The organism is Nocardioides sp., from assembly GCF_047607185.1.
GTDB lineage: Bacteria > Actinomycetota > Actinomycetes > Propionibacteriales > Nocardioidaceae > Nocardioides.
This window is the reverse complement of the sequence record NZ_JASGDQ010000122.1, coordinates 16,489-42,092: the sequence shown is the minus strand read 5'-3', so window position 1 is coordinate 42,092 and position 25,604 is coordinate 16,489. Positions and strand designations below refer to the sequence as shown.

26 protein-coding genes are annotated in these 25,604 nt (G+C 69.6%); 12 read left to right on the top strand and 14 right to left on the bottom strand.

The genetic code is table 11. The annotated features are described in order from the left end of the window. The 4 genes from QM595_RS14375 to QM595_RS14360 all read left to right on the top strand — a co-directional run. On the top strand, window positions 1-678 hold a 678-nt coding region (locus QM595_RS14375; protein WP_415172254.1), incomplete at its 5' end, for an HNH endonuclease signature motif containing protein. 77 nt (window positions 679-755) lie between these two features. Beyond that, window positions 756-881, top strand: a complete 126-nt coding sequence (locus tag QM595_RS14370) for a hypothetical protein (RefSeq protein WP_415172253.1) — start codon at window positions 756-758, stop codon at window positions 879-881. A gap of 10 nt (window positions 882-891) precedes the next feature. Beyond that, the gene (locus tag QM595_RS14365; RefSeq protein WP_415172252.1) at window positions 892-2,229 is read left to right on the top strand and encodes a glutamine synthetase family protein; all 1,338 of its coding nucleotides are present in this window, start codon (window positions 892-894) and stop codon (window positions 2,227-2,229) included. A gap of 47 nt (window positions 2,230-2,276) precedes the next feature. After that, complete coding sequence (locus QM595_RS14360; RefSeq protein WP_415172251.1) at window positions 2,277-5,231, top strand: bifunctional [glutamine synthetase] adenylyltransferase/[glutamine synthetase]-adenylyl-L-tyrosine phosphorylase; 2,955 nt, start codon at window positions 2,277-2,279, stop codon at window positions 5,229-5,231. Between the two features lie 59 nt (window positions 5,232-5,290). Here the strand turns inward: QM595_RS14360 and QM595_RS14355 are convergent, their stop codons facing one another. Continuing rightward, the gene (locus QM595_RS14355; RefSeq protein WP_415172250.1) at window positions 5,291-5,911 is read right to left on the bottom strand and encodes a TetR family transcriptional regulator; all 621 of its coding nucleotides are present in this window, start codon (window positions 5,909-5,911) and stop codon (window positions 5,291-5,293) included. Window positions 5,912-6,038: 127 nt separating this feature from the next. Between QM595_RS14355 and QM595_RS14350 the strand changes: the two genes are divergently transcribed. From QM595_RS14350 to QM595_RS14330, 5 genes are all read left to right on the top strand, one after another. Then, window positions 6,039-7,112 carry a ferredoxin reductase gene (locus QM595_RS14350; RefSeq protein ID WP_415172249.1) on the top strand — a complete coding sequence of 358 codons (1,074 nt, stop codon included), beginning with the start codon at window positions 6,039-6,041 and terminating at the stop codon, window positions 7,110-7,112. Between the two features lie 47 nt (window positions 7,113-7,159). Beyond that, entirely contained in the window at window positions 7,160-8,257 is a 1,098-nt protein-coding gene (locus QM595_RS14345; RefSeq protein ID WP_415172248.1) for a fatty acid desaturase family protein, read from the top strand. Window positions 8,258-8,310: 53 nt separating this feature from the next. Then, the gene (locus QM595_RS14340; RefSeq protein ID WP_415172247.1) at window positions 8,311-8,526 is read left to right on the top strand and encodes a hypothetical protein; all 216 of its coding nucleotides are present in this window, start codon (window positions 8,311-8,313) and stop codon (window positions 8,524-8,526) included. Between the two features lie 69 nt (window positions 8,527-8,595). Continuing rightward, window positions 8,596-9,729: an alanine dehydrogenase gene (gene ald, locus QM595_RS14335; RefSeq protein ID WP_415172246.1), complete on the top strand. Its 1,134-nt coding sequence runs from the start codon at window positions 8,596-8,598 to the stop codon at window positions 9,727-9,729. Continuing rightward, a complete protein-coding gene (locus QM595_RS14330) occupies window positions 9,726-10,829 on the top strand; it encodes a LacI family DNA-binding transcriptional regulator (protein WP_415172245.1) in 1,104 nt (367 codons plus the stop codon). The genes ald and QM595_RS14330 overlap by 4 nt, the downstream gene beginning before the upstream one ends. On the opposite strand, the gene QM595_RS14325 is transcribed toward QM595_RS14330, so the two are convergent. Further along, on the bottom strand, window positions 10,765-11,703 hold the full coding sequence (locus QM595_RS14325) for a carbohydrate kinase family protein (RefSeq protein WP_415172244.1): 939 nt from the start codon (window positions 11,701-11,703) through the stop codon (window positions 10,765-10,767). The genes QM595_RS14330 and QM595_RS14325 overlap by 65 nt on opposite strands. A gap of 152 nt (window positions 11,704-11,855) precedes the next feature. Between QM595_RS14325 and QM595_RS14320 the strand changes: the two genes are divergently transcribed. After that, entirely contained in the window at window positions 11,856-12,161 is a 306-nt protein-coding gene (locus QM595_RS14320) for a chorismate mutase (protein ID WP_415172243.1), read from the top strand. Between the two features lie 12 nt (window positions 12,162-12,173). Here QM595_RS14320 and QM595_RS14315 read toward each other — a convergent pair whose 3' ends face one another. Together QM595_RS14315 and QM595_RS14310 are read right to left on the bottom strand one after the other, a co-directional pair. Beyond that, window positions 12,174-12,620: an SRPBCC family protein gene (locus QM595_RS14315; protein WP_415172242.1), complete on the bottom strand. Its 447-nt coding sequence runs from the start codon at window positions 12,618-12,620 to the stop codon at window positions 12,174-12,176. Further along, a complete protein-coding gene (locus QM595_RS14310; protein WP_415172241.1) occupies window positions 12,617-14,260 on the bottom strand; it encodes a GMC family oxidoreductase in 1,644 nt (547 codons plus the stop codon). The genes QM595_RS14315 and QM595_RS14310 overlap by 4 nt, the downstream gene beginning before the upstream one ends. A gap of 205 nt (window positions 14,261-14,465) precedes the next feature. Between QM595_RS14310 and QM595_RS14305 the strand changes: the two genes are divergently transcribed. Continuing rightward, window positions 14,466-15,089 (top strand): TetR family transcriptional regulator, encoded by a 624-nt coding sequence (locus QM595_RS14305; protein ID WP_415172240.1) that lies wholly within the window; start codon window positions 14,466-14,468, stop codon window positions 15,087-15,089. A gap of 47 nt (window positions 15,090-15,136) precedes the next feature. Here the strand turns inward: QM595_RS14305 and QM595_RS14300 are convergent, their stop codons facing one another. The 8 genes from QM595_RS14300 to QM595_RS14265 all read right to left on the bottom strand — a co-directional run bounded on the left by QM595_RS14300 (window position 15,137) and on the right by QM595_RS14265 (window position 22,865). Then, window positions 15,137-18,583 (bottom strand): DEAD/DEAH box helicase family protein, encoded by a 3,447-nt coding sequence (locus QM595_RS14300; protein WP_415172239.1) that lies wholly within the window; start codon window positions 18,581-18,583, stop codon window positions 15,137-15,139. Beyond that, complete coding sequence (locus QM595_RS14295) at window positions 18,580-18,978, bottom strand: PIN domain-containing protein (RefSeq protein WP_415172238.1); 399 nt, start codon at window positions 18,976-18,978, stop codon at window positions 18,580-18,582. The genes QM595_RS14300 and QM595_RS14295 overlap by 4 nt, the downstream gene beginning before the upstream one ends. Further along, a complete protein-coding gene (locus QM595_RS14290) occupies window positions 18,959-19,237 on the bottom strand; it encodes an AbrB/MazE/SpoVT family DNA-binding domain-containing protein (protein ID WP_415172237.1) in 279 nt (92 codons plus the stop codon). Before QM595_RS14290 ends, QM595_RS14295 begins: the two co-directional genes overlap by 20 nt. A gap of 41 nt (window positions 19,238-19,278) precedes the next feature. After that, window positions 19,279-20,427 (bottom strand): restriction endonuclease subunit S, encoded by a 1,149-nt coding sequence (locus tag QM595_RS14285; RefSeq protein WP_415172236.1) that lies wholly within the window; start codon window positions 20,425-20,427, stop codon window positions 19,279-19,281. Then, window positions 20,424-21,881: a type I restriction-modification system subunit M gene (locus QM595_RS14280; protein WP_415172235.1), complete on the bottom strand. Its 1,458-nt coding sequence runs from the start codon at window positions 21,879-21,881 to the stop codon at window positions 20,424-20,426. Before QM595_RS14280 ends, QM595_RS14285 begins: the two co-directional genes overlap by 4 nt. Before the next feature lie 134 nt (window positions 21,882-22,015). Next, the gene (locus QM595_RS14275; RefSeq protein WP_415172234.1) at window positions 22,016-22,198 is read right to left on the bottom strand and encodes a hypothetical protein; all 183 of its coding nucleotides are present in this window, start codon (window positions 22,196-22,198) and stop codon (window positions 22,016-22,018) included. 6 nt (window positions 22,199-22,204) lie between these two features. Continuing rightward, complete coding sequence (locus QM595_RS14270; RefSeq protein ID WP_415172233.1) at window positions 22,205-22,567, bottom strand: hypothetical protein; 363 nt, start codon at window positions 22,565-22,567, stop codon at window positions 22,205-22,207. Between the two features lie 115 nt (window positions 22,568-22,682). Then, window positions 22,683-22,865, bottom strand: coding sequence for a hypothetical protein (locus tag QM595_RS14265; RefSeq protein WP_415172232.1), 183 nt, complete (start codon window positions 22,863-22,865; stop codon window positions 22,683-22,685). A gap of 58 nt (window positions 22,866-22,923) precedes the next feature. Between QM595_RS14265 and QM595_RS14260 the strand changes: the two genes are divergently transcribed. Further along, window positions 22,924-23,490 carry a hypothetical protein gene (locus QM595_RS14260; protein ID WP_415172231.1) on the top strand — a complete coding sequence of 189 codons (567 nt, stop codon included), beginning with the start codon at window positions 22,924-22,926 and terminating at the stop codon, window positions 23,488-23,490. On the opposite strand, the gene QM595_RS14255 is transcribed toward QM595_RS14260, so the two are convergent. Both QM595_RS14255 and QM595_RS14250 read right to left on the bottom strand, forming a co-directional pair. Further along, the gene (locus tag QM595_RS14255; protein ID WP_415172230.1) at window positions 23,468-24,832 is read right to left on the bottom strand and encodes an FAD-binding oxidoreductase; all 1,365 of its coding nucleotides are present in this window, start codon (window positions 24,830-24,832) and stop codon (window positions 23,468-23,470) included. The two genes, QM595_RS14260 and QM595_RS14255, sit on opposite strands and share 23 nt — an antisense overlap. Next, window positions 24,832-25,596 (bottom strand): IclR family transcriptional regulator, encoded by a 765-nt coding sequence (locus QM595_RS14250; protein ID WP_415172229.1) that lies wholly within the window; start codon window positions 25,594-25,596, stop codon window positions 24,832-24,834. Before QM595_RS14250 ends, QM595_RS14255 begins: the two co-directional genes overlap by 1 nt. Between the last annotated feature and the right edge of the window lie 8 nt (window positions 25,597-25,604).

The following is a 25,604-nucleotide window of genomic DNA, read 5'->3' as shown; positions in this document are numbered from 1 at the left end:
GCGGTCCTGGACACCACCGACGCCCACGACCTCGATGCCGTGCTGGACGAGATCGCCGACCAGCTCGCCGCCTGCGACGGCCTCGCCGAGACCAAGGCCGTCCGCCGAGCCCGGGCCCTGGGCATGTTGGCGCGCGGTGAGGTCGGCTTCGGCCCACGCGAGACCGACCAGACGGCCCACGTGGCCCCGCGTCGGGTCGACCTCCGGGTGCGGGCGGCCGAGGGCGAGACCCACGCGATCCTGCACTCCCTGACCGGCCAGAGCTTGGGCATGGTCACCATCGACCGCCTCCAGGCCTGGTGCACCCACAGCCAGGTGACCGTCCGGCCGGTCCTCGACCTGACCGCCGAGGCAGTCACAGCAGGCCGGTTCGCCACCGACAGCCTCCGGGAGCAGGTGGTCGAGACCGCCCGCAAATGTGTCTTCCCTTATTGTGAGCGTCCCGCCGAGGCCTGCGACCTCGACCACGCCAAGAAATGGCAAGAACACGGCCCACCCGACCAAACAAGCACCAGCAATATCGCCCCGTTATGTCGACAACACCACCGCGTGAAAACCCACAGCGCAGGGTGGTCCTATTTCCAGCTCGCGCCGGGTGAATATCTGTGGACCAGCCCCCACGGATACCGATTCCACGTCACCAAACACGGCACCACCGACCTCAGTCGGGGCACCTGAGGAGCCGACCGACGTTCGGCAGCGGCGCCCCGCTGCTGCTCGGGCTGCGCGTCGCGCTGCACCGGAGGATCGCGCCGATGCTGACCCGCATCGAGGCCTGGCTGTCTCGCAACTCCCGCGAGACGCTGGCCTGGGTGGTGCTGTTCCTGCTCGGCTTCTACCTCGCCTCCGGCGCGGCGGAGGTGCTCAAGCTCGGCCGATAGGGTGAGCGCCATGAGCAAGCAGCAGGACTTCGTCCTCCGGGCCCTGGAAGAGCGCGATGTCAGATTCGTGCGGCTGTGGTTCACCGACGTGCTCGGCTTCTTGAAGTCGGTCGCCGTGGCACCTGCCGAGCTGGAGGGCGCGTTCGCGGAGGGGATCGGTTTCGACGGCAGCGCCATCGAGGGGTTCTCGCGGGTCTCGGAGTCCGACATGCTCGCGCTGCCCGACCCCTCGACGTTCCAGATCCTGCCCTGGCGCGACCAGGGCCCGGCGACCGCGCGGATGTTCTGCGACATCGTGATGCCCGACGGCAGCCCGTCCTACGCCGACCCGCGCTATGTGCTGAAGCGGACCCTGAGCAAGGCCGCGGAGCGGGGCTTCACCTTCTACACCCACCCCGAGATCGAGTTCTACCTGTTCAAGGACACCCCGGTCGACGGGGTGCCGCCGGTCCCGGTCGACCACAGCGGCTACTTCGACCACACCGCCCAGTCGATGGGCTCCGACTTCCGGCGCGAGGCGATCACCTACCTGGAGGCGATGGGGATCAGCGTCGAGTTCAGCCACCACGAGGGCGGCCCCGGGCAGCAGGAGATCGACCTGAGGTACGCCGACGCGCTGTCCACCGCCGACAACATCATGACCTTCCGCACCGTCATCCGCGAGGTCGCGCTGAGCCAGGGCGTCTGGGCCTCCTTCATGCCTAAGCCGTTCAGCGAGCACCCGGGCTCCGGGATGCACACCCACGTGAGTCTCTTCGAGGGCGACGCCAACGCCTTCTACGAGGCCGGCGCGGAGTACGGCCTCTCGGCCACCGGCCGCCAGTTCATCGCCGGCCTGCTGCGGCACGGCCCGGAGATCAGCGTCGTCACCAACCAGTGGGTCAACTCCTACAAGCGGATCATCGGCGGCGGCGAGGCACCGTCCTATATCTCCTGGGGGCACAACAACCGCTCGGCGATGGTGCGGGTGCCGATGTACAAGCCGCTCAAGGGTCAGTCCACCCGGGTCGAGGTGCGCACCCTCGACTCCGCCTGCAACCCCTACCTCGCCTACGCCGTGGTGCTGGCCGCCGGGCTCAAGGGCGTCGAGGAGGGCTACGAGCTGCCGCGCGAGGCCGAGGACGACGTCTGGTCGCTGACCGACCGGGAGCGTCACAGCCTCGGCATCGACCCGCTGCCCAGCAGCCTGGCGCAGGCGATCGAGGTGGCCGAGCAGTCCGAGCTGCTCGCCGAGACCCTCGGCGAGCACGTCTTCGACTTCTTCCTGCGCAACAAACGGGCCGAGTGGGACGAGTACCGCGGCCAGGTCTCGGCCTTCGAGCGCGACCGGATGCTGCCGGTGCTGTGAGGGTCCGGCCGTGAGTACCCGCGACCGGGTTCGGGCATGATCGGGCTGTGATCCGGCGTACCACGGGCAAGGCGCAGCTGATCCGGCTCGGCTTCGCCGACCCGGACGCTGCCGAGGAGATGCTGCGGCTGTTGGGCGCCGCCGCCGAGCCACTGCTCGCCATGTTCGGCGTGGCGGCCGACCCCGACCTGGCGCTGGCCGCGCTGGGCCGGCTGGTGGAGGTGGCCCCGGACGCCGAGGAGCTGCTGGGCAGGCTCGCCGACGACGAGGGCACGGCGATGCGGCTGCTCTCCGTGCTGGGCGCCTCGGAGGCGCTCGGCCGGCACCTGGTCCGCCACCCCGAGCACTGGGCGGAGCTGCGCGACCCGACGCTCGGCTCTGCCCGTACGCCGGCCTACTACCTGCGCGAGACCCTGCTGGCCGCCGTCGGCGCCGACCCGAGCGCGGCGAGCCCGCTCGCCACCCTCCCGCGCGGCGAGGCCGCCGACGCGCTGCGGGTGGAGTACCGCCGGCTGCTGCTGCGGCTGGCCGCCCGCGACCTGGCCCACCCGGTGGCGCTCGCCGACTCCGCCGCCGAGCTCTCCGACCTGGCCGTCGGCACCCTCGACGCCGCGCTGGCGATCGCCCGGTCGACGACCCCGGACGCCGACCAGGTCCGGCTCGCGGTGCTCGCGCTGGGCAAGACCGGCGGCCACGAGCTCAACTACGTCTCCGATGTCGACGTGATCTTCGTACACGAGCCGGCCGACGGGGCGGATCCCGACGGCGCGCTCCGGATCGCCACCCAGCTGGCCAGCCAGGTCATCCAGATCTGCGGCGAGCACACCGGCGAGGGCACGATCTGGCAGGTCGACGCCGCGCTGCGTCCCGAGGGCAAGGCCGGCCCGCTGAGCCGCACCCTGACCGGGATGTCGGCCTACTACGAGCGCTGGGCCAGCACCTGGGAGTTCCAGGCGCTGCTCAAGGCGCGACCCGCCGCGGGCGACCTCGACCTCGGCCGGGAGTTCGTCGCGATGACCCAGCCGCTGGTGTGGCGGGCCGCCGAGCGCGACGGCTTCGTCGCCGATACCCAGGCGATGCGGCGGCGGGTGGTCGCGCACATCCCGGCCAAGGACGCCGACCGCGAGCTGAAGCTCGGCGAGGGCGGCCTGCGCGACGTGGAGTTCGCGGTGCAGCTGCTGCAGCTGGTCCACGGCCGCGCCGACGAGCGGCTTCGGTCGCCGGCGACGCTGAACGCGCTGGACGCCCTCACCCGGGGCGGCTACGTCGGCCGCGAGGACGGCGAGACCCTGCAGGCGGCGTACTCCTTCCTGCGCACGCTGGAGCACCGCATCCAGCTCTACGGACTGCGCCGCACCCATCTGGTGCCCGCCGACGAGCCGTCGCTGCGCCGGCTCGGCCGCAGCATGGGCTACTACCGCGAGCCGGTCGAGACGCTGGACAAGGAGTGGCAGCGGCACCGCCGGGAGGTGCGCCGGCTGCACGAGAAGCTCTTCTACCGGCCGCTTCTTGCCGCCGTCGCCAGGATCCCCGGCCCGGAGGCCCGGCTGACGCCCGAGGCCGCCGGCTCCCGGCTGGCCGCGCTCGGCTACGAGGACCCGAAGGCGGCGCTGCGTCACCTGGAGGCGCTGACCAATGGCGTCTCGCGGACCGCGGCGATCCAGCGGTCGCTGCTGCCGGTGCTGCTGCAGTGGTTCGCGGAGGGGCCCGACCCCGACGCCGGGCTGTTCGGGTTCCGCCGGATCAGCGAGGCACTCGGCGACACCCCCTGGTATCTGCGGATGCTGCGCGACGAGGGCCTGGTCGCCGAGCGGCTGGCCCGACTGCTCTCGACCTCGCGCTACGCCACCGCGCTGCTCGAGCGGGAGCCGGAGGGCGTCCGGCTGCTGGGGGAGGACCTGACGCCGGCGCCGGCCGGGCCGCTGGTGGAGGAGATGCTGGCGGCGGGCAGACGACAGAGCGACCTGGAGCGGGCGGTCCGCACCGTGCGGGCGGTACGACGGCGCGAGCTGTTCCGCATCGCCGCCGGCGACCTCCTCGGCCTCCTCGACGCGACCGCGGTCGGGGAGGGACTGACCCGGCTCACCGACGCCACCATCGAGGCCTCCCTCCGGCTGGTGGTGACGTCGCTGAGCGACGGCGAGCCGCCCACCCGCCTCGCCATCGTCGCGATGGGCCGCTACGGCGGCTTCGAGCTCTCCTACGCCTCCGATGCGGACGTGCTCTTCGTGCACCGGCCGGTTGGCGACCCGCACCAGGCGTCGGTCTTCGCCGACAAGACGGTCAAGGAGCTGCGCCGGCTGCTCTCCCTGCCCGGCGCCGACCCCGCCCTCGACCTCGACGCCGACCTGCGCCCCGACGGCCGCAAGGGCGCCCTGGTGCGCACCCTGGACGCCTACACCTCCTACTACCGCCAGAACGCGGCGATCTGGGAGCGGCAGGCGCTGCTGCGCGCCGACGCCGCCGTCGGCGACGCCGCGCTGCGGGAGGAATTCACCGCCGTCATCGACCCGGTCCGCTACCCGGCCGACGGGCTGGACGAGGACGAGGTCCGCGAGATCCGGCGGATCAAGGGCCGGGTCGACGCCGAGCGGCTGCCCCGGGGTGCCGACCCCGCCACCCACCTCAAGCTCGGCCGGGGCGGACTGGCCGACGTGGAGTGGACGGTGCAGCTGCTGCAGCTGCGGCACGCGGCGGCGGTGCCCGGCCTGCGCACCGCGCGCACCCTCGACGCGCTGTCGGCCGCGGCGGGTGCCGGGCTGTTGGAGCAGGCCGACGCCGACGTGCTCGCCGAGGCCTGGCTGCTCGCCAGCCGGATCCGCAACGCCATCACGCTGGTGCGCGGCCGGGCCGCCGACCAGCTGCCCTCCGACATCCGGGAGCGGCGCGCCGTCGCCGCGATCCTCGGCTACCCGCCCGACGCCACCGACGAGATGGTCAACGACTACCTGCGCGCCACCAGGCTCGCGCGGGGAGTCGTGGACCGGGCGTTCTGGGAGTGAGCGTCCCGGCCCCTCGCGGCCGAAGTGTCACCGTGACACTTCGGGGGAGCTGAACCCGATCAGTCGCTGCGCCAGTGCGCGGCGCCGACCAGCGTCATCCGCAGCTGGCGGCGGGCCTCCTCGGCGATCTCGTCCCGCTCCCGCGCGGTGGTGGCGGTGGCGAGCGACTCCGCGTGGCCGATCATGACCGCGACCAGCAGCGCGGCGAAGGTGCGCAGGTCGTCGCCGTGCCAGGCCTGTGAGGCGGGCAGCAGCGCCAGGTCGGTGGCGAGGTCGCGCGTCACCAGGTCGAGCTGCCGCCGGATCGCTGCGCGGATCGCCGGCGACCCGGCCACCCGCTCGCGGGCCAGGAAACGGAAGTGTGCCGCGTTGCCGGCGACATGCTCACGCAGCGCCGCGACCGAGGCGTCGACGATGGCGGCGGCCTCGGGCAGCTCGCGGGCGGTGCGAAGCAGCTCGCGCAGCGACTCCATCGACTCCTCGACCAGCTCGTTGCCGAGATCCTCGATCGAGGCGAAGTGACGGTAGAACGCCGTCGGTACTACGCCGGCCTCCTTGGCGACCTGGCGCAGCGAGACGGCCGCCAGGCTGCTGTCCCCGGCCAGGTCGAGGGCAGCGTCGAGGATCGCGCGCCGAGTGCGGTCCTTGCGCTCGGCACGGGACTCCGGAACCGCGCTCACCCGACCAAGCCTAGCCGGTGCACGATCGTTCACTGAAGTGGCTCGGATCACGGCGAGTCCTGTTGACGGCGCCAGGCCGAGACCGCCAGAGTGTCGGTGAACAGATGTTCACCGAATGGAGTCCACCATGAGCATCGCCACGACCCTGCTGCGATCACGGGCGGTCGCCGCCCTCGCCGCGCCCCATTCCGTCGACCGCTACCTCGAGCTCGTCAACCCGATGTGGGCAGCTACCGAGGTGCGCGCCCGGCTGGTCGACCGCCAGGTCGAGGTCGACGTGCCCGGCAGTCACGTCGCCACCTTGACCTTCCAGCCGACCAGCACCTGGGCGGGACACCGCGCCGGACAGTACGTCCAGGTCGGCGTCGACCTGCCCGGCGCCCGCCGGCTGACCCGCTGCTTCTCACTGTCCAGCCCCGGCTCCCGCCCGGGGGACCCGTTCACCATCACGCTGCGCGCCAACCCCGACGGCCAGGTCTCCCGCTACCTCACCCGGCGGGCCGAGCCCGGGACGATCGTCCACCTGTCCCAAGCCGCCGGCGACTTCACCCTCCCCGACCGGGTGCCCGGCCACGTCGCCTTCATCACCGGCGGCTCCGGCATCACCCCGGCGATGGCGATGCTGCGCTCGCTGCTGCGGCGCACCCACCGCGGCCACGTCACCTTCATCCACTACGCCTCCTCGCCGGACCACCTGATCTTCCGCGACGAGCTCGCCGAGCTCCGGTACGCCGGCTACGGGCTCGACCTCCACGTCATCCACCCGAGCGCCGGTGGCCGCTACCTCACCCCGATGGAGCTGGGCCGGATGCTGCCCGGCTACCGCGACATCGACACCTGGGCCTGCGGGCCGGCCGGGCTGGTCCAGGCCGTGCAGACGGCGTACGGCGACTCCGACAGGCTCCGTATCGAGTGGTTCAAGCCGCCGGTGACGGCGACCGGCGACGCCACCGGCACGGTGACCTTCGCCCGAGCCGGCGCCAGCGCCGCCAACACCGGCGAGACCCTGCTCGCCCAGGCGGAGGCCGCTGGGCTGAGCCCCGAGTTCGGCTGCCGGATGGGCATCTGCTTCACCTGCACCGCCCGCAAGAGCGAGGGCACCGTCCGCAACGTCCTCACCGGCGAGACCTCGTCCCTGCCGGAGGAGGAGATCCGCATCTGCGTGAGCACGCCCGAGGGCGACTGCTCCGTGGACCTCTGACCAGACCTCTGCCCAGACCTCTGCCCAGACCCGCACAGGAGACCACCATGACCCACCAGATCACCCTCACCCCGGAGCAGCTCGAGGCCTTCGGCGCCGAGATGGACGCCATCCGCGCCGAGATCGTCGCCGACCTCGGCGAGAAGGACGCCGACTACATCCGCAAGGTCGTCGAGGTGCAGCGCAAGTTCGAGGTCGCCGGCCGGGCGATGTTCTACCTGCCGCCGCTGTGGCCGGCGGCGGTCGCCGCGCTCGGGATCAGCAAGATCCTCGACAACATGGAGATCGGCCACAACGTCATGCACGGGCAGTACGACTGGATGGGCGACCCGGCGCTCTCCTCCCGGATGTTCGAGTGGGACAACGTCTGCCCCTCCGAGCAGTGGAAGCACTCCCACAACTACCTCCACCACACCTTCACCAACATCCTCGGCAAGGACCGCGACCTCGGCTACGGCGTGCTGCGGATGGACGAGGAGCAGGAGTGGAAGCCCTACTACCTCGGCAACCCGCTCTACGCCCTCGCACTGATGGTCTTCTTCGAGTGGGGCGTCATGCTCCACGACCTCGAGGTCGACGAGATCCTGATGGGCAACCGCACCTGGGAGGAGACCAAGCGACTGCGCGCCGGGATGCTGCGCAAGGTCAAGAAGCAGGCGCTCAAGGACTACCTGCTCTTCCCGGCACTGACCGGCCCGCTCTTCCCGCTCACCCTCGCCGGCAACGCCGCCGCCAACCTGATCCGCAATGTGTGGGCCTTCAACATCATCTTCTGCGGCCACTTCCCGACCGGGGTCGCGGTGTTCTCGGTCGAGGACACCGAGGACGAGAGCCGGGGCCAGTGGTACTACCGCCAGCTGCTCGGCTCGGCCAATATCTCCGGTGGCCGGCTCCTCCACCTGATGAGCGGCAACCTCTCCCACCAGATCGAGCACCACCTCTTCCCCGACCTGCCGGCCCGGCGCTATCCCGAGATCGCGGTCAAGGTGCGCGAGATCTGCGAGCGCTACGACCTGCCCTACAACACCGGCCCGCTGCACCGTCAGCTCGGCGGCGTCTTCGGCAAGATCGCCCGGCTCGCGCTGCCGACCCGCAAGCGGGCCCAGGAGAGGCCGGCGGAGTACGACGTCGCGGCGGCCGCCTGAGCCCGTCGGCGTACCCGTTGGGCACGGCGCCGCCGACTGAGAGGATGGCCGTCATGACCGACAAGCTCAGCAAGAGCGAGATCCGCAAGGACGCCATCCAGGACGCCGTGGACGCGACCGCCTCGACCGTCGGTGAGATCGCCACCATCGTGGTGTCGGCCGTGCGCGACGTGGTCAGGTCGATGGGCGGGCTGGCCAGCGACCTCTACGAGATCCGCGACGCCAGCCGCCGCGCCGAGCGCGACCAGGGACTCGACCAGGCCGACTGAGAACGTTCTGAGGAACCGATCCGGCCGCGCCTCTGGTCAGCGGCGCCACATCGGCGCAAGATCCGTGTCATGACCAAGATCGGCGTGCCCCGGGAAGTCAAGGACAACGAGTTCCGGGTGGCGATCACCCCGGTCGGGGTCCACGAGCTGACCAAGCACGGCCACGACGTCTACGTCGAGGCCTCGGCGGGCACCGGCTCGCGGATCCCCGACGAGGACTATGTGGCCGCCGGGGCCAAGATCCTCGACTCGGCCGACGAGGTCTGGGGGAGTGCCGACCTGGTGCTCAAGGTGAAGGAGCCGGTCGCCTCGGAGTACCACCGGCTGCGCGAGGGGCTGGTGCTGTTCACCTATCTCCACCTGGCGGCGGACCGGCCACTCACCGAGGAGCTGATAGCGCGGAAGGTGACGGGCATCGCCTACGAGACCGTGCAGCTGCCCTCCGGCGGGCTGCCGCTGCTCTATCCGATGTCGGAGGTCGCCGGCTGCCTGGCGCCGCAGGTGGGCGCCTACTTCCTGATGCGGGCCCAGGGCGGCCGCGGTGTGCTGATGGGCGGCGTCGGTGGCGTGGCCAACGCCAAGGTGGTCATCATCGGCGCCGGCGTCTCGGGGCAGAACGCCGCCAACATCGCCCTAGGCATGGGCGCCGACGTCACCCTGCTCGACACCGACCTGGACAAGCTGCGGATGTCCTTCTGGCGCTACAACAACCGCGTCCACGGCCTGGCCTCGTCCCGGCTCGCGATCGAGGAGCAGGTCAAGCAGGCCGACCTGGTCATCGGGGCCGTGCTGATCCCCGGCGCCGCCGCTCCCAAGCTGGTCACGAACGACCTCGTCGCCCAGATGAAGCCCGGCTCGGTGCTGGTCGACATCGCCATCGACCAGGGCGGCTGCTTCGAGGACTCCCGCCCCACCACCCACGCCGACCCGGTCTTCGCCGTCCACGACTCCACGTTCTACTGCGTCGCCAACATGCCCGGCGCGGTGCCGCACACCAGCACCTATGCGCTGACCAATGCCACCCTGCCCTATGCCGTCGCGCTGGCGGAGAAGGGCTGGCAGCGGGCGCTCGCCGACGACGCCGCCCTCGCCCTCGGCCTCAACACCTACGCCGGCCGGCTGACCAACGCCGCGGTCGCCGAGGCCCACGGCCTGCCGTTCTCCGGCTACGAGGGACTGGAAAGCGGTGCGAGCAAGGGATGAGACGAACCGACCACGAGTCGCCCCGGGCGGTCACGATGCGCGACGTCGCCCGGGCGGCCGGCGTCTCGGTGTCCGCGGTCTCGCTCGTCCTGAACAACAAGGAGGGCGCCCGCATCGGCGCCGAGGCCCGTGCCCGCATCCAGGAGGCCATCACCCGGCTCGGCTACCGGCCCAACGCGATGGCCAAGGACCTGGTCACGGGACAGTCCCGGTTCATCGGCCTGGTCGCCGACGCGATCGCGTCGACCCCGTTCGCCGGCCAGATCATCCACGGCGCCCAGGACGAGGCCTGGCGCCACGGCTACGTGCTGCTGGTCGCCAACATCGAGGGCAACCAGGACGCCGAGCACGAGGCCATCGCGATGCTGCTCGAGCACAAGGTGCGCGGCGTCCTCTACTCCACCTGGTGCCACCGCAAGGTCGAGGTCCCGCAGGGGCTCGGCGAGAGCGACTGCGTGCTGGTCAACTGCTACGCCGAGGCGGACCTGCCCGCGGTGGTCCCCGACGAGGTCACCGGCGGCCGCGACGCGACCCGGCTGCTGCTGGCGCGCGGCCACCGGCGCGTCGGCTTCGTCAACACCACCACCCCCTCACCGGCCCGCGAAGGCCGACTGCAGGGCTACCGGGACGCACTCGAGGCCGCCGGCATCGCCTTCGACCCTGCCCTGGTCATCGACGCCCAGCCGGAGCAGGAGGGCGGGTACGACGCCGTGGCGGCGCTGCTGGAGCAGGGCGTGACCGGCGTCTTCTGCCACAACGACCGGGTCGCGATGGGCCTCTACGACGGCCTCCGGGACCGGGGCCTCACCGTCCCCGACGACGTCGCGGTGGTCGGCTTCGACAACCAGGAGGTCATCGCCGCCCACCTGAGGCCGCCGCTGTCCACCGTCGCGCTGCCGCACTACGAGCTCGGGGTGGCCGGCGTGCGCGTGCTGCTGGGCCTGGACGCGCCCGGCCCCGACGGCCGGGTGATCGTCGGCTGCCCGCCGGTCGAGCGGGCCTCGGTCGGCGCGACCCGGCAGTACGCCGACCTCGTCATCGACGGCTCAGCGGCGCGGCGATCTCGGCGCGGGTCGGCGGATCGGCCCCGGGACGACTGACCGTGACCGCAGCGGCAGCGGCGGCATAGCCGAGCACGTCGGACCAGTCCGCCTGGCGCATCGACCGCAGCCGTGGCCGCGCCGGGGCGCCCAGGACGTCGTGGTCCCAGAGCCGGTCGATGATCGCCGCGCAGAAGGAGTCGCCGGCGCCGATGGTGTCGGCCACCACGACCGGGGGAGCCGGGACCGCGGTGGCGCCGGACCGGGTCAGGCACCAGGCGCCGTCACCACCCCGGGTGACGACGACGGCTGCGGGTCCGAGGTCGAGCAGCCGGCGGGCCGCCTCCTCGAGGGGCACGCCCGGCGCAAGCGCGGCCAGGTCCTCGTCGGAGGCTTTCACGATGTCGGCCAGCGCGGCGATCCGGGCCACCCGGGCCGGCAGTTCGGCCTCGCCCATGACCGAGGGGCGGATGTTGAGGTCGTAGCTGATCGTCGCCCGGTCGGCCAGCGCCCGGAGGAGGTTCTCGACCACGTCGGCGCCGGGCGCGGCCACTGCCGCCAGCGACCCGGTGTGCACGATCCTCGGGCCGGTGGGTGCCGGGATCGCCGGCAGCCGCCAGTCGACGGCGAAGGAGTAGGCCGCGCTGCCGTCGGGCCGCAGCCGCGCGGTCGCGTACGACGTCGCCGCGCCGGGCCGGCGGGGGAGCAGCAGCCCGACGCCCTCAGCGCTCAGGTGGTCGGCCAGCAGGTCGCCGTACCGATCTTCGCCCAGGTCGGTGAGCAGGGTCGTCGGCCGGCCCAGCCGGGCCAGGCCGACCGCCACATTCGCCGGGCTGCCGCCCGGATGCTCGGCGACCTCGCCCGCCGCGTCGTGGACCACGTCGACCAGGGCCTCGCCGACGACCAGGGCGTCAGCCGCCATGAGTGTTGTCACGCAAGCTCCCTCGACCTAGAACGTGGAGGAGACTCTACCGTGACCCGGACCACATTGATAAATCGTTTGATCATCGACGTTGGCGACCTCGCGGCCCACTCGCTCGGAGTGCCCGCGATCCGAGACTCGTCGACCGATGATTGGATGAGACGGTGACGACCTCAGCCGACCCGCGTGCCGAGTTGCTGCGACTGCGCGGCAGCATCGACAACCTCGACGCCGCCCTGGTCCACCTGCTGGCCGAGCGCTTCAAGTGCACCGAGCAGGTGGGCCGCCTGAAGGCTCACGCCGGCTTCCCGCCCGCCGACCCCGATCGCGAGGCCGCTCAGATCGCCCGGCTCCGCCGGCTCTCCGAGGAGAGCGGCCTGGACCCGGTCTTCGCCGAGAAGATCCTGAGCGTGATCATCGCCGAGGTGATCCGCAACCACGAGGCCTTCGCCGTCGGGTCCGGCGAGTGAGGTCGGAGGTCGCTATCCGGCCGCGTCCTTGCCGGCGTAGCGGTCGAGGAGTTGCTCGAACGCCCCGCCCATGACGGGTTCCAGCGCCTCCGCGACGGCCGCGGTGGCCTGGAATTCGGCTCGGTACTCCACGCTGACGCGGTGATGCTCGTCGGTGACGGTCACGGTGGCGCGGTGATCGGTGATGGGGAAGGGCGGCTCGACCAGGGAGTAGGCGAGCACCCGGCGGGCGTCGTCGATGAGCACGAGCCGCTCTCTGATCAGGGTGCCGTTGTCGAGAGCGGCTCGGCGTTCGGTGCCGGGGGTGGCAGGGTCGCCGGTCAAGGTCACCGCCGGCCCTCCGGGAGATGCGGGGTAGCGGGTCCCTCCGAAGTCGCTGACCCGATCCCACACGAGGTCGGCGTCGCCGTCGAAGGTCAGCTGTCGCACGATCGTCCGGGGCTCCACGGTCTCGGTCATCGGGTCGCCTCGGATCGGATGAAGTCGGCGACGCGCTCGCCGATCACCATGGCGGTGGCGGCGGGACCGCGCGACGGGGTCGTCGGCAGGATGGAGGTGTCGGCCACTCGTACGCCGGTGACACCGTGGACCCGGCCGTACTGGTCCACGACGGCACCGGCGGCGGGATCCGTCCCCATCTGGCAGGAGCCGCAGGCATGGATCGCCGTGGCGAGGTGGGACTTCATCCACGCGTCGAGGCGGGCGTCGTCGTTCATCGTCTTGTCGTCGAGCTCGGTGATCTTGCGGAAGATCGGCTTGAACGCCTCGGAGTGCAGGATCTTGTAGGTGGTGCGGACCACCTCACGCATGCGGCGCAGGTCCTCGTCGTTGTCGAGGTAGTTGTAGTCGATCTTGGGCTGCACCGTCGGGTCCGCCGACACCGTGGTGATATTGCCACGACTCGAGGCCATCTGGACGGCGATCGCCATCCCCAGGTCGTTCTGGCGGGCCGCCTGCTGGAGAAAGCGCTTCAGTGAGATGCCGCGGATGGCCTTGAGCGTCTTGACCGGACGCTTCAGGAGGTCGAGATAGCCGCCTGCCCGGCCCAGGTTCATCAAGCTGCCGAGCGACCTGAGCTGCGGCAGGATCTCCAGGTCGCCGGGGTAGGAGGAGCCGGTGGCGGTGAAGTTCAGCACGCCCTGGAAGGCGTCTCGCTGGTCGTCGGTGTCGAGGCGGCGCTTCGGCTTCCAGGTGAAGGAGATGTCCGGGTGGTCGGAGAAGTTCTTGCCGACTCCGGGGAGGTCGTGGACGACCGGGATGCCCGCCGCCTCCAACTCTGCGCGAGGGCCGAGGCCGGAGAGTGCCAGCAGGTGCGGCGACTTCACCGCGCCCGCGCAGAGCACGATCTCGCCGGCATCGATGACCTCGATGCTGCCGTCGGTCTGCACCTCCAGGCCGACCGCCTTGGTCCCGTCGAAGATGACCCTGCGGGCCAAGGTGTTTCCACGCACGGTGAGGTTCGGGCGGTCGCGGACCGGGTTGACGTAGGTGATGCCGGTGTTCATGCGAACGCCGTCGACGGCGTTCATCGGCAGCGGGCCGTAGCCGGGCTCGCCCTCGGCGTTCTTGTCGGGCTCCTCGACGAATCCGAGCTCGGCGCAGGCTGCGTAGAACGCCGTGATCACCGGGTGCGGGCTCTTGGTCTCACGGTAGATCGGAACCGGTCCGTCGCCGCCGTGGACCTCCGTCTCGCCGTACAGCAGGTCCCTCTCCTGCTTCTTGAAGAACGGCAGGGTCTTCTCGTAGGACCACTCGTCATTGCCCAGCGCGACCCAGTGGTCGAAGTCGACCTTCTTCGCGCGGATGTAGTAGGTGCCGTTCAGTGTGGTCGAGCCGCCCAGGATCTTCCCCCGGGCCACCGAGTAGGGCAGCTGCGGGGTCAGGTTGGCCACGAAGCTCCAGTTGTTGGGATGACCGGGGAATGCGCCGGTCATCAGCCCGGAGTTCACTAGGTCGGGCGGGAAGTCCTCCGTGGTCGCGCAGTCCGGGCCCGCTTCGACCAGCAGCACCTGCCGGTCCGGGTCCTCACTCAAGCGAGCAGCCATCGGCCCGCCAGCCGCGCCCGCGCCCACGACGACCACGTCGTATCGCATGTTCATGCCGTCTCTTCCCTTCGTCTCCTGATTCACGTCGAGGACATCGCGTGATGTCTGCCACTATATCCGTACTCGGTTCAGAAATACATGGGGAGGTCTGGCCGCGCCGGCGGCGCCCGCAACGCTGGCCGGTGTCCTAGAGTCGTGGGCGGACGCCGGGACCGGCCCTGATGCCCAGTCCGCGGCGCGACGACGGGAAGGACGCAGCATGGCTCAAGCCGGACGTCCGCGCGCCACCACTCATGACCAGGTCCGGGAGATCGCGCGATGGCTCTTCCGCGAACAGGGCTATGCGGCGACCTCGATGGCGCAGATCGCGCGAGCGGCGGGCATCAGTCGGACCTCGCTGTTCACCTACTTTCCCGCGAAGGGAGACCTCATCTGGGGCGAGCTCGACGACGCCCTGGATCGAATGGAGGCTGCGATTGAGTCGCAACGGGGCTCCCGGGACGTGATCGAGGCGTTGCGGATCGTGCTCCAAGAGGCCCTGGCGTTTCCGCTCGAGGATCATGACGGCTTGGCCTTCCGTTGGCAGATCATCGACACGAACCCCGAGTTGCTCGCTCACGTCGAGGCCAAGATGGCCGAGCACAAGAGCGCCTTGACCGACTTCATCGCCGCTGAGCTCGGTCTCGCCGTCGATGACATCCTGCCGAGACTGTTGGTCGAGACGACGATGGCCGCGACTCTGGTGGCCTCTCGGCACTGGGCTGCCGGCTCGCCCGATACGCCGATGAGTGACATCGTTCTGACTGCCATCGACCCGGTGCTGCGCGGGTTCGCTCCTCTGGTGCGGTCCTCGGCTCAGGAGAGCCGGCAGCCATCGAGCTGACGGCGCACCGAGTCTGCGAAGCAGGCGTCCCTGCCACGGATCCAGGCTCAGGCCACTTCCTCGGGTACGGCGGTCTGTGTGATGTGGTGGAGGGTGTCGACGAGGACTTCGACTTGGGTGTCGGGGAAGAAGTGGTCGGGGCCGGTGGGGGCGTGGTCGGTGTAGGGGGATTCGAAGAGGCGGGCGGGTGCCATGACGCCGTTCTTGGTGAGCTCGTCGACGATGAGGTTGATGAAGCGGATCTGCTCGAGGGTGAACTTGGCGTCGTCGAGGAAGTCGGCGAAGGCTTCGACGGCGGCTTCGCGGTCGAGGCCGACGAGTCCTCGGACGAAGATGCCGAGGCCGCCGGCGCGTTCGCAGACCCAGGCGATGTCGCCGCGTTGGCCGGCGCCGGACTCGAGGAGCATGTTCTCCAACGCCTCGAGGTCGGTGGGGGTGATCTGTTTGTTGCGGCGCAGGCGTTGGAGGGCGACGTTGTCGAGGTGGGCTTTGAGGTAGGCCTCGGCCTTGGCCGTGAACCGCGCGAGGTCGACGCCGGGTGTGGTGCCGGGCAGGACGATTTCGGTCGGGCCGTCGAGGACGTCCTCGAAGTCGGTGTAGACGGGCGTGCGCTGGGTCTTGTCGAGGAACTGCACGAGGCCACGGACCCGCAGGCGCAGCAGCTCCAGCATCTCGAGGGTGACGTCGACCCACCACTCGTCGCTGGCGGCCTGCTCCAAGAGGGCCTTCTGGTTGGCGACGTCGGGGATGGCGAGCTTCGAGAGCAGGCCGGCGGCGATCTGCTGGATCCTCTCGCGCATCGTGTCGGCCACGGCGAGGTCGCCGTCGAGCTGGGCGAGCTGACGGCGCAGGATGAGCAGGTCGAAGTGTTTCGCGTCCTCGTTGTCACGGGGCGCACCGGCCGATGGAAGGCCCGAGACTGAGCGGGCGGCTTCGGCCACCTCGGGGGTGAGGGGCGGCTGCCACACGTCGGGGATCGAGAGGGTCTCGACGGCCCTGCGGTGTGGACGCACCTGGAAGTTGTCCAGCGTCATGCCCGCGACAATCTCGTGCAACACGCGTGCGGTGCTCGCGCGCAGGCCGTCGTCCGACTCCTCCGAAACGGGGGTGTAGCCGACCTCATCGTGGTCGAGGGCCTCGATGAGGTCGAGGCGTGCCTCGAAGATGCGCTGGGAGAGCGACTTCTGGGTCGAGCCTTCGGTGGTAGGCAGGTTCTGGCTGAAGAACTCCAGGTTGCCGCAGAAGTCGAAGACCAGGAAGTCGGTCTTGTCCTGGCCGGGTCCGTAGAGGTCCTTGCAGAGCCGGGTGCCGCGCCCGATCATCTGCCAGAACTTCGTCTTGGAGTGGACGGTCTTGAAGAAGACGAGGTTGACGACCTCGGGCACGTCGATGCCGGTGTCGAGCATGTCGACGCTGATCGCGATGTGGGGGTCCTTGTCCTTGACGGCGAAGTCGTCGATCAGGGACTGGGCGTAGGTCTGCTGGTAGGTGATGGTGCGGGTGAAGTGGCCGGCGTACTGGGGGTAGGCGAGGTTGAACCGTTGCTCGACGAAGTCGGCGTGGGCCTGGTTCTTGGCGAAGATGATCGTCTTGCCCAGCCGGTCGCCGCCGGCGACCTTGTAGCCGTGGGTCATCAGGGTCTCGAGCACCTTCTCGACGGTGTCCTCGTTGAACAGGAACCGGTTGAGTGCCTCGGCGTTCACCTCGCTGGGCGGGCCGTCCTCGCCCCAGTCGAGCAGGTCCCACTCGTCCTTCTCCTCATCGGTGAGGTCGGCGTACTTCACGCCCTCGCGCAGGAACTTGGTGCCAACCTTCACGGCGCGGGGCGGCGCGAGGTAGCCGTCGGTCACCGCCTCTTCGAGGCTGTAGGAGTCGGTCGGCACGCCGTCTTCGAGGTGGAACAGCCGGTAGGTGTTGTGGTCGACCTCGTCCTTCGGGGTCGCGGTCAGCCCCACCAGCAGGGAATCGAAGTAGTCGAAGATCGCGCCGTACTTGGCATAGACCGAACGGTGGGCCTCGTCTATCACGATCAGGTCGAAGTGGCCCGGGCCGAACCGACGGCCCGCGTCGTTCCCCCCAGAATCGGACAGAGTGTCGATCAGACCCATCATCGTGGGGTACGTCGAGACGTAGACCCGGCCCGCTGACGGCGCGGTGTTCTTCTCGGTGATCAGGTTGACCGTGGTCGCCTGCGGCAAGTGGGCCTTGAACGCGTTGGCCGCCTGATTCGCCAGCGCGATCCGGTCAGCAAGGAACAGCACCCGCTTGACCCACCCGGCCCTCATCAACTGCTCGACCAGCGCGATCACCGTGCGGGTCTTGCCCGAGCCGGTGGCCATCACCAGCAGCGCCGCGCGCTCCTTGGCATCGAAGGCGGCGTCGACCGCCTTGATCGCTCGGGTCTGATAGGGCCGCTCCACGATGGCCGTGTTGACTGGCTGCCCGGTAAGCGCAAGCCGAGCCGAGCGACGCTGGATCATCAGCTCTAACTCGTCGCCGGTGTAGAAGCCGGAGATGGCGCGGGGCGGATAGCCGCCCCCGCTCGTTCCAGCACTGTCGTCCCACAGCCAGTGCTCGTAGCCGTTGGTGTAGAAGATCACCGGGCGGCGACCGAACTCGGCCTCCAGACAGTCGGCGTAGAGCTTTGCCTGCTGCTGACCGACCTTCGGATCCTTCGTGGTGCGCTTGGCCTCCACGACCGCGAGCGGGAGACCGTCCTCGCCCCACAGCACGTAGTCGACGAAGCCCCTGCCCTGCCCCGCCGTCGACGCAGTGGGCATCCCGCTGACCTCGTACTCACGATCCCGCGTCTGGTCGAGCGGCCAACCCGCCTCGCCCAGCAGGATGTCGATGAACAGATCACGAGTCTCGGCCTCGGAGTAGTCGTGATCGTCGGTCCTGGCGTTCGCGGCCTGCGCGGCCTTAATCTGCTCGCGCAGCGCGGCGATCTCGGCCTCGTGCGACGCGAGCAACTCGTCCTTCTCCGCCAACTCCTTGGCGTGGGCCTCGTCCTGAGCCTTGAACTTCGCAGCGAGCCTGACCACGTCCTCGCGCGACAGCGCCGCCGCCCGGGCCGCGAGCTTCGGGTCGAACTGCGCGGCCGTCGGGACCGACGCAGGCCTCGCCGAGTGGTGGAACGCCGTCCACACCACCACGTGGTGCAACTCGCGCAGCGCCTGCAACGCCGCCTGCGGCGGGATCGGCGTCGTCTCGTGCACGGCGCGGTTGCCGATCTTGCGGATCAACGTCAACTTGGTCGCAATGCCCTGCCCGACCACCCGCTTGAAACCAGGATCGGCGATCCTGGCCGCGAGGTCCGGCCGGTACGGCTCCCGCAACCCCGCGACGTCGTAAAGGTGACCCACCAGAAGCTCAGCCACCCGGCGGGCATACACACACGCCGAACGCGGATCGGAGACCAGATAAGACTCAGCCCGAGCGCAGTCGTCATGCAGCGACGGCAGCGCCTCCCGGACGAAGTTGAAGTTGCTCATCGAGGCGGCAACTCTGCTTCGGACAGTTGGCGGGCGAGTGTGGCGTCGAAGGTGTAGAGCGGGGTGCTTCCGGTCGCGGCGGCGTCTGCGGCAAGGAAGCAGTCGGCGATCGAAAGCTTGGGGTGTGACCGATAGGCGGAGACGGCCGAATGCCACGTTGCCCGGTCCACCTCGACCGTGCCGAGCGCGAGGACCGCCTCCACGTAGTCGGCGACCAGACCGCGACTGAGGCGGAGGACCCGTTCGAGGACGTAGGTCACCTCCACCAGCGCCACGTCGGCGAGACGCAGGGCTACACCGGTGTCCAGGAGTCGCTGCACTCGTGCGGTCTGGGCTGGCACGTCGTCCAGCAGCCAGCGCAGCACGAGGTTGGCGTCAAGGCTTGCGGCGGCCATGCTCGTCGTAGTCATTGGCTACGTGTGCGGGCCATCCTTCGCCTGCAGTCGGGGGCTTGCCCCAGGTGCCGTTGGCCTCTGCCTCTTCCCGTGCCCGTTTGCGCAGGACATCGATGTCCGGCGGGGCATCGATGACCAGAGAGTTCCCCTGGACCCGGACCTCGACCTTCTGACCATCGCGCAGCCCCAGCGCACGCCGGGCCGCCACCGGAAGGGTGATCTGCCCTTTCGACGTGATCGTGGCGTACATGTGGGTCATGTAAGGAGAGTAGCAGGAGTAAGGAGGATGGGTGCGGCGAGTCAGAGTTCCCCGCGGAAGGCGCGGGACTGGAGGGAGGCGAAGAGTCCGTCGGCGGCGGCAAGGGTGCGCTGGCAGACGGTCGCGTGAGACGCAAGTTGCTTGAGTTTCGATCCGAACTCCCGCTGAAGGCGAAGTGGTGGGAGTCGAATGCTGAGAGGGGCGAGATCCTGCTTGTTCAACTGGGGCACGGCGCTGCCGCTGGTGATGGACGTCAGATCGAACGACCGAAACCACGCAAACAGGTAGGGGGTCGTCAGCATCGCCGGGTCTGGCTGGATTCCCATCAGATTGGGGTCGAGGGCCGTCCTACGGACGGTGACCCGCTTCTTGTTGGTTGCGATTGACGCCCCTCGTTTCGGTAGCACCACAGCACCTGCCTCGACGGTCGAGGACCTCGGAGTATTGCTTCCAGTCCAGAGGGCGGTGCTTGAGATCATCTGCTCGTTGCCGACCGCGTTCATGTCGGACACTTTCATGAGCAGCACCCCAGAGGTCTGGCCGCTGAAGTCTTGGCCGGTGGGCAAACTCGCGCCGCCGAAAAACGTCGCGATGTCGCCGAGTTGGACGACGGGGAGTTCGGTGCCGCCGAAGGTCGCCTCGTAGATGGCGGCGGCCAAGGCGTCGAGGTGGGTGAGGACTTGGCGGCGCTTGGTGCGGAGGGCGTCGGCGTGGTCGAGGATCGCGGCGATGCGGCGCTGCTCGGGGAGAGGTAGCAAGGGGACCTGGAGAGTCTGCAAGAACGCGGGGGGCACTCGCTTTTGGCCCGCGCTGCCGGTCATTCGTAGCTCACCGGCCCTGCGGACAGTGGGTTGCCGCAGAAAGTGCAGCAAGTACCGATCATCAAGCTCCGGCCCAGGCCGGAGGACGTGAAACTCGGTCGAGCCGACGCCAATGGGGTGGTCAAGAAGGGCTTGACCGACCTTGCCGTTCTCCCAACATGGCGTGATCTTCGCGGCCAGCACGTCACCATTGCGGAACACGGTGTAACCCTTCGACACGTCCGAGAACTTCCGCGTCTCCAGTTGACGAGCCGCAGCAGCGGTTGCATCGAGCTCTGCCATGCCAACGAAGGAGACGTCAGAGTCGGGGGCCACGGCGTCGGCTCGGGGGTTGATCGAGGCGACTTCGCCCAGGAGAGCTGTGTTCACGAGAGCATGGCCTTCAGTTCGGCGAGGCCCTTGGCGATCTCGTCTTCGAGGGTCTCGATGTCGGCGATGATGTCGAGCGGGGCGCGGTGCTCGATCTCGTCGTGGACGATCTCCTTGTAGCGGTTCAGCGAGAGGTCGTAGCCCTGCTCGACGATGTCGGCCTTGGGGACGAGGAACGACTGCTCGGTGCGGGCGCGGTCCTTCTCGGCATCCAACGACTTCCACCGTGCGAGCACGTCGGGGAGGTCGTTGGCCTCGACGGGGTTGCGCTTGTCGTCCAGGGAGAAGCCGTCGGCTTGGACGTCGTAGAACCACACCGAATCGGTGCCGCCGGAGTTGGTCTTGGTGAAGAACAAGATCGCGGTGGAGACGCCGGCGTACGGCCGGAAGACACCGGACGGTAGCTTCACCACGGCGTCGAGCTTCTGGTCCTCGACGAGCGTCTTGCGCAGCGTCTTGTGCGCCGTACTGGAGCCGAAGAGCACGCCGTCGGGGACGATGACCGCCGCGCGTCCACCCGGCTTGAGCAGCTTGAGGAACAGCGCGAGGAAGAGCAGCTCGGTCTTCTTGGTCTTGACCGTGCGCTGGAGGTCCTTCGCGGTGGCCTCGTAGTCGAGCGACCCGGCGAAGGGCGGGTTGGCCAGGATGAGGGTGTACTTGTCGGCGTCCTCGCTCGCGCCCTCGGAGAGGGAGTCGCGGTAGCGGATGTCGGGGGACTCGATGCCGTGCAGCAGCATGTTCATGGAGCCGATGCGGAGCATGGTGGAGTCGAAGTCGTAGCCGTGGAACATCGAGCGGTGGAAGTGGGCGCGCTGGGCCTGGTCCAGGAGGGCGTCGGCGTGGCTGTCGCGGACGTACTCGCTCGCGGCGACGAGGAAGCCGGCGGTGCCACAGGCCGGGTCGCAGATCTCGTCGGACGGCTGCGGCGCGGTCATCTTGACCATCAGCTCGATGATGTGGCGCGGGGTGCGGAACTGGCCGTTGACGCCGGCCGACGCGATCTTGGAGAGCAGGTACTCGTAGAGGTCGCCGTTGGTGTCACGGTGGTCAAGAGGGATGTCGTCGAGCATGTCGACGACCTTGGACAGCAACGCCGGAGTCGGGATGGTGAAGCGGGCGTCCCTCATGTGCTCGCTGTAGGTCGACCCGTCGCCCAGGCCACGCAGGAACGGGAAGACCTCGTCGGCGATCGTCGTGTGCATCACCTCGGGAGCGGTGTTCTTGAACCGGCTCCAGCGCAGATTGGCCTGGCCGGGCAGGAAGACCGGGTTCTCGATCACGCCGTTGCCCGCGATGCGGGCCTTCTTCTCGGCGAGGGTCTGGATGTCGTCGAGGCGGCGGATGAACAGCAGGTAGGTGATCTGCTCGATGACCTCCAGCGGGTTGCTGATGCCACCAGACCAGAAGGCGTCCCAGACGCGGTCGATCTTGGACTTCAGTTCACCAGTGATCACAGGCGCAACTCTAGTGAGAGCGGGGCGATGTGCTGCTCGGACGCCGTCCGCGCCGGTCAGCACGAGTGCCTCGACGCGCGCGGGCACGTACTTGTGCCACGGCGTGCCGGCGAACCAGTCGCGGTACTTCGCGCTCAGGTGGGGTCGCGGATGATGTCGTTGGCGGTGAACGAGCGTCGCTCGCCGGCCATCAGCACGAACGGGAACTCCTCACTCGTCCACGACGAGGGCGCCCCGCGGAGCTCGGCGAGATTGGGGAGCAGTTCGGGGATGGCGACGGTGAAGCGGTTGTCGGCCCGCAGCACGTAGTTCCACACGTCCTCCTACTCATCGACGGAGAAGATGACGCCGGCACGCTCGCGCAGGATCGCCTCGAAGAGCCTCTGGCCCGGCTGCATCCCGGTGCCGGTGAGGCCCGCGCGCGCGACGGCGTCCGGGTTCGTCAGGGCGCACAGTTCACAGGCGTGCATGGCCTCGATGAACCGCTTCGACTCCGGCAGCGAGTGGGCGGGGTTGGAGCTGTCGATCCACATCGCGCGGAGACGGTCGGGGTGATCGGTGAGGATCTCGTCGGCGATCGAGTTGCACGGGATGAGACCGGCGAGCACCTTTGCGCCGCGGCCCGCGGCACCAAGGAACGCGGGATCGACAGCGCCGTGCGCCTCCTGCGTGAGCGAGGCGTCCACGGCCTCACGTCGATGCCGCCCTGGCCGACAGTGGATCTCCGCGCGGCTCGGTCTACCACCACTTCCCCGGGGGACGCCAGGAATTGCTCGTCACCGCGGCGCGCACCTCGGCCGCCTACATCACCCATCTGCTGGAGACGGCGTCGATGGCCCGCTCGGTGCGTTCGGAGCTGCCCTCCATGAGGTGCGTGTAGGTCCGCAATGTGAAGCCGGGGCCGGCATGGCCGAGGTACCGCTCCTGTCGCATCCGAGTGGCAATGATCAGACCGATCTGGTCAACAGCGGTCTCGACTTCCATTCGACGACCTTTCAGCTCGAGCTACCGGACGGCTCCAGCTACGTTACGGGAGACTGACGTGGACGACGACCGTTGGGATGTCGCGATCGGCGAGCTCGCCATCGCGCGCACCCAGTTGACCCAAGCCGCACCCGACGCTTATCCGTTCTCGGCGCCTCACCTCGGTGCCCACGATCCCGCGATCGCCCGCGCCGTGCAGCAGTTGGGGCACGAGCTCGACCTGCTCCACGCCGAGCTGCTCCGCAATGTCGACGGCGTCGATCCGATCTTCGTCTCCGAGTACCAGGCTGACGTCATCGTCGTCCGTCGCGGCGGCACGACCACGGACGGCGGTCACGAGGTCGTCTGGCTGGTCCACGAGGTCGTCGACCGTTGGCCCAATGCCTACGAGTTCGTGCTCGCCGTCACGCAGATCGTGCGGGAGACCACCAGCTTCATGTCTGGTCCGCAGAAACTGACTCGACGAGCGTGCCATGACGTTCGACTACCGCGGCGGCGAGGTCGTCTCGGTGAGCGTGCTCGCCTGCGGGGTGGGCGTCGCGTCGTAGCTGTGGGCGCCTACAGCTACGACGACCTTCATGCCGGCCTCGTCGCCTGCTCGGTCACAGCAGCGTCCCGGGGTTGAGGAGCCCTTGCGGGTCGAGAGCGTTCTTGATCCGCTGGTTGAGGGCCAGCGCGTCCGGGCCGAGATAGTCGGCGAGCCAGGGGCGCTTCAGGCGTCCCACGCCGTGCTCGCCCGTGATGGTGCCGCCGAGCCGGATCGCGAGACTCATCACCTCCCCGTACGCCGCTTGCGCTCGGGACGCCATGTCGGCATCGGCCGGGTCGAAGAGGATCAGCGGGTGCGTGTTGCCGTCGCCGGCGTGGGCGATCACGGGGATCAGCACGTCGCGCTCGCGCGAGATCTGCTCGATGCCGCGGACCAGCGCGCCCAGCTGCGGCAAGGGGACGCCGACGTCCTCCAGCAGCAGCGAGCCCTTCTGCTCCACCGCCGGAATCGCCATCCGACGGGCCACGACGAAGGCCTCGCCCTCCTCCGGGTCGTCGGTGGAGAAGACCTCCAGGGCGTGGTTCGCCTCGCATAGCGAGGTGATGAGGGCGCATTCCGCGGCGGCGTGCTCGCCGGGCTCGTCGGACTGGATCACCAGCATCGCCTGCGCCTCGCGCGGTAGGCCCATCTTCGTGACATCCTCGACGGCGTTGATGGAGGCCCTGTCCATGAACTCCAGCATCGAGGGCCGCATCCGCCCGGTGATGTCCAGCACCGTCTGCGTCGCGTCGTCGAGGGAGGTGAACGTCGCGACGAGGGTGGCGGGCGCCTTCTGGGCCGGCAGCAGCCGCAGCGTGACCTCGGTGATGATCCCGAGGGTGCCCTCGCTGCCGATGAAGAGCTTGGTGAGCGAGAGCCCGGCGACGTCCTTGAGTCGCGGGCCGCCCAGTCGCACCGCGGTGCCGTCGGCGAGGACGACCTCCAGCCCGAGGACGTAGTCGGTGGTGACGCCGTACTTCACGCAGCACAGCCCGCCGGCGTTGGTCGCGGCGTTGCCGCCGATGCTGCAGAACTCGTACGACGACGGGTCGGGCGGATACCAGAGGCCGTGCTCGGCGACCGCGGCCTTGACCTCGGCGTTCATCAGGCCAGGCTGGGCCACGGCCGTCCTAGTCACCGGGTCCACGTCGATGCGGCGCATCCGCTCGGTCGAGATCACCAGGCAGCCGTCCTGGGCGGAGGCGCCTCCAGACAGGCCCGAGCCGGCGCCGCGTGGCACCACCGCGATGCCGTGCTCGGCCGCGAAGCGGATGGCGACCTGCACGTCGGCGGTGCTCTCGGCACGGACCACGGCCAGCGGCACGCCGGCGTCGGGGTCGGCGGCCCGGTCCCAGCGATAGCCGGCCATCCGGTCGGGGTCGACGAGGACCCGGTCCTCGCCGAGCGCGTCCAGGAGCGGACGCAGGTCGATGCTCATCAGGGGGTCCCTTCGGTGATGGCGGACAGATGACGGGCCGCCTCCTGGAGTTGGGGCACGGCTTCGGCGATGAGGTCGTCGGTCATCCGGGGAAGCGGCCCGGACACCGAGACGGCGCTCCAGCTGAACGACGGATGCGGGACGGCGACCGCGACGCAGCGGACGCCAAGCTCCTGCTCCTGCTCGTCGAGGGCATACCCGCGCTCCCGGATGAGTCCGAGGTCGGCGAGCAGCGCGGTCTCGGTGGTCAGCGTGTGGGGGGTGTAGCCCGGCAGGCCCACGCGGCGCGCGATGGTGCGCACCTGATCGGGTGCGAGCTGCGCCAGCATCGCCTTCCCGACCCCGGTGCAGTGGAGCTCGACGCGGCGGCCGACCTCGGTGAACATCCGCATGGAGTGCTTCGAGGGCGCCTGGGCGACGTACTCCGCATGGTCGCCGGAGAGCACCGCGAGGTTGGCGCTCTCGCCGATGGCGTCGACGAGGTCGGCGAGGACGGTCACCGCGTGGTCGGCCATCCGCCGCCCGGCGGCTGCGCCGAGGGGGACCAGCCTGACGCCCAGGGCGTACTGCCGGTTGGCGGTCTGCTGCATGTAGCCACGATCGACGAGGGTCTGCATGAGCCGGTGCACGGTCGGGGCGGGCAGGTCGGTGAAGGCAGCGATCTCCGCGATGGACAGCTGTCCGGCGTGCTCGGCGACCGCCTCGATCAGGTCGAGCGCGCGATGGACGGACTGCACGCCGCCCGTGCCCCTGCTTTCGCGCATGGCGTCAT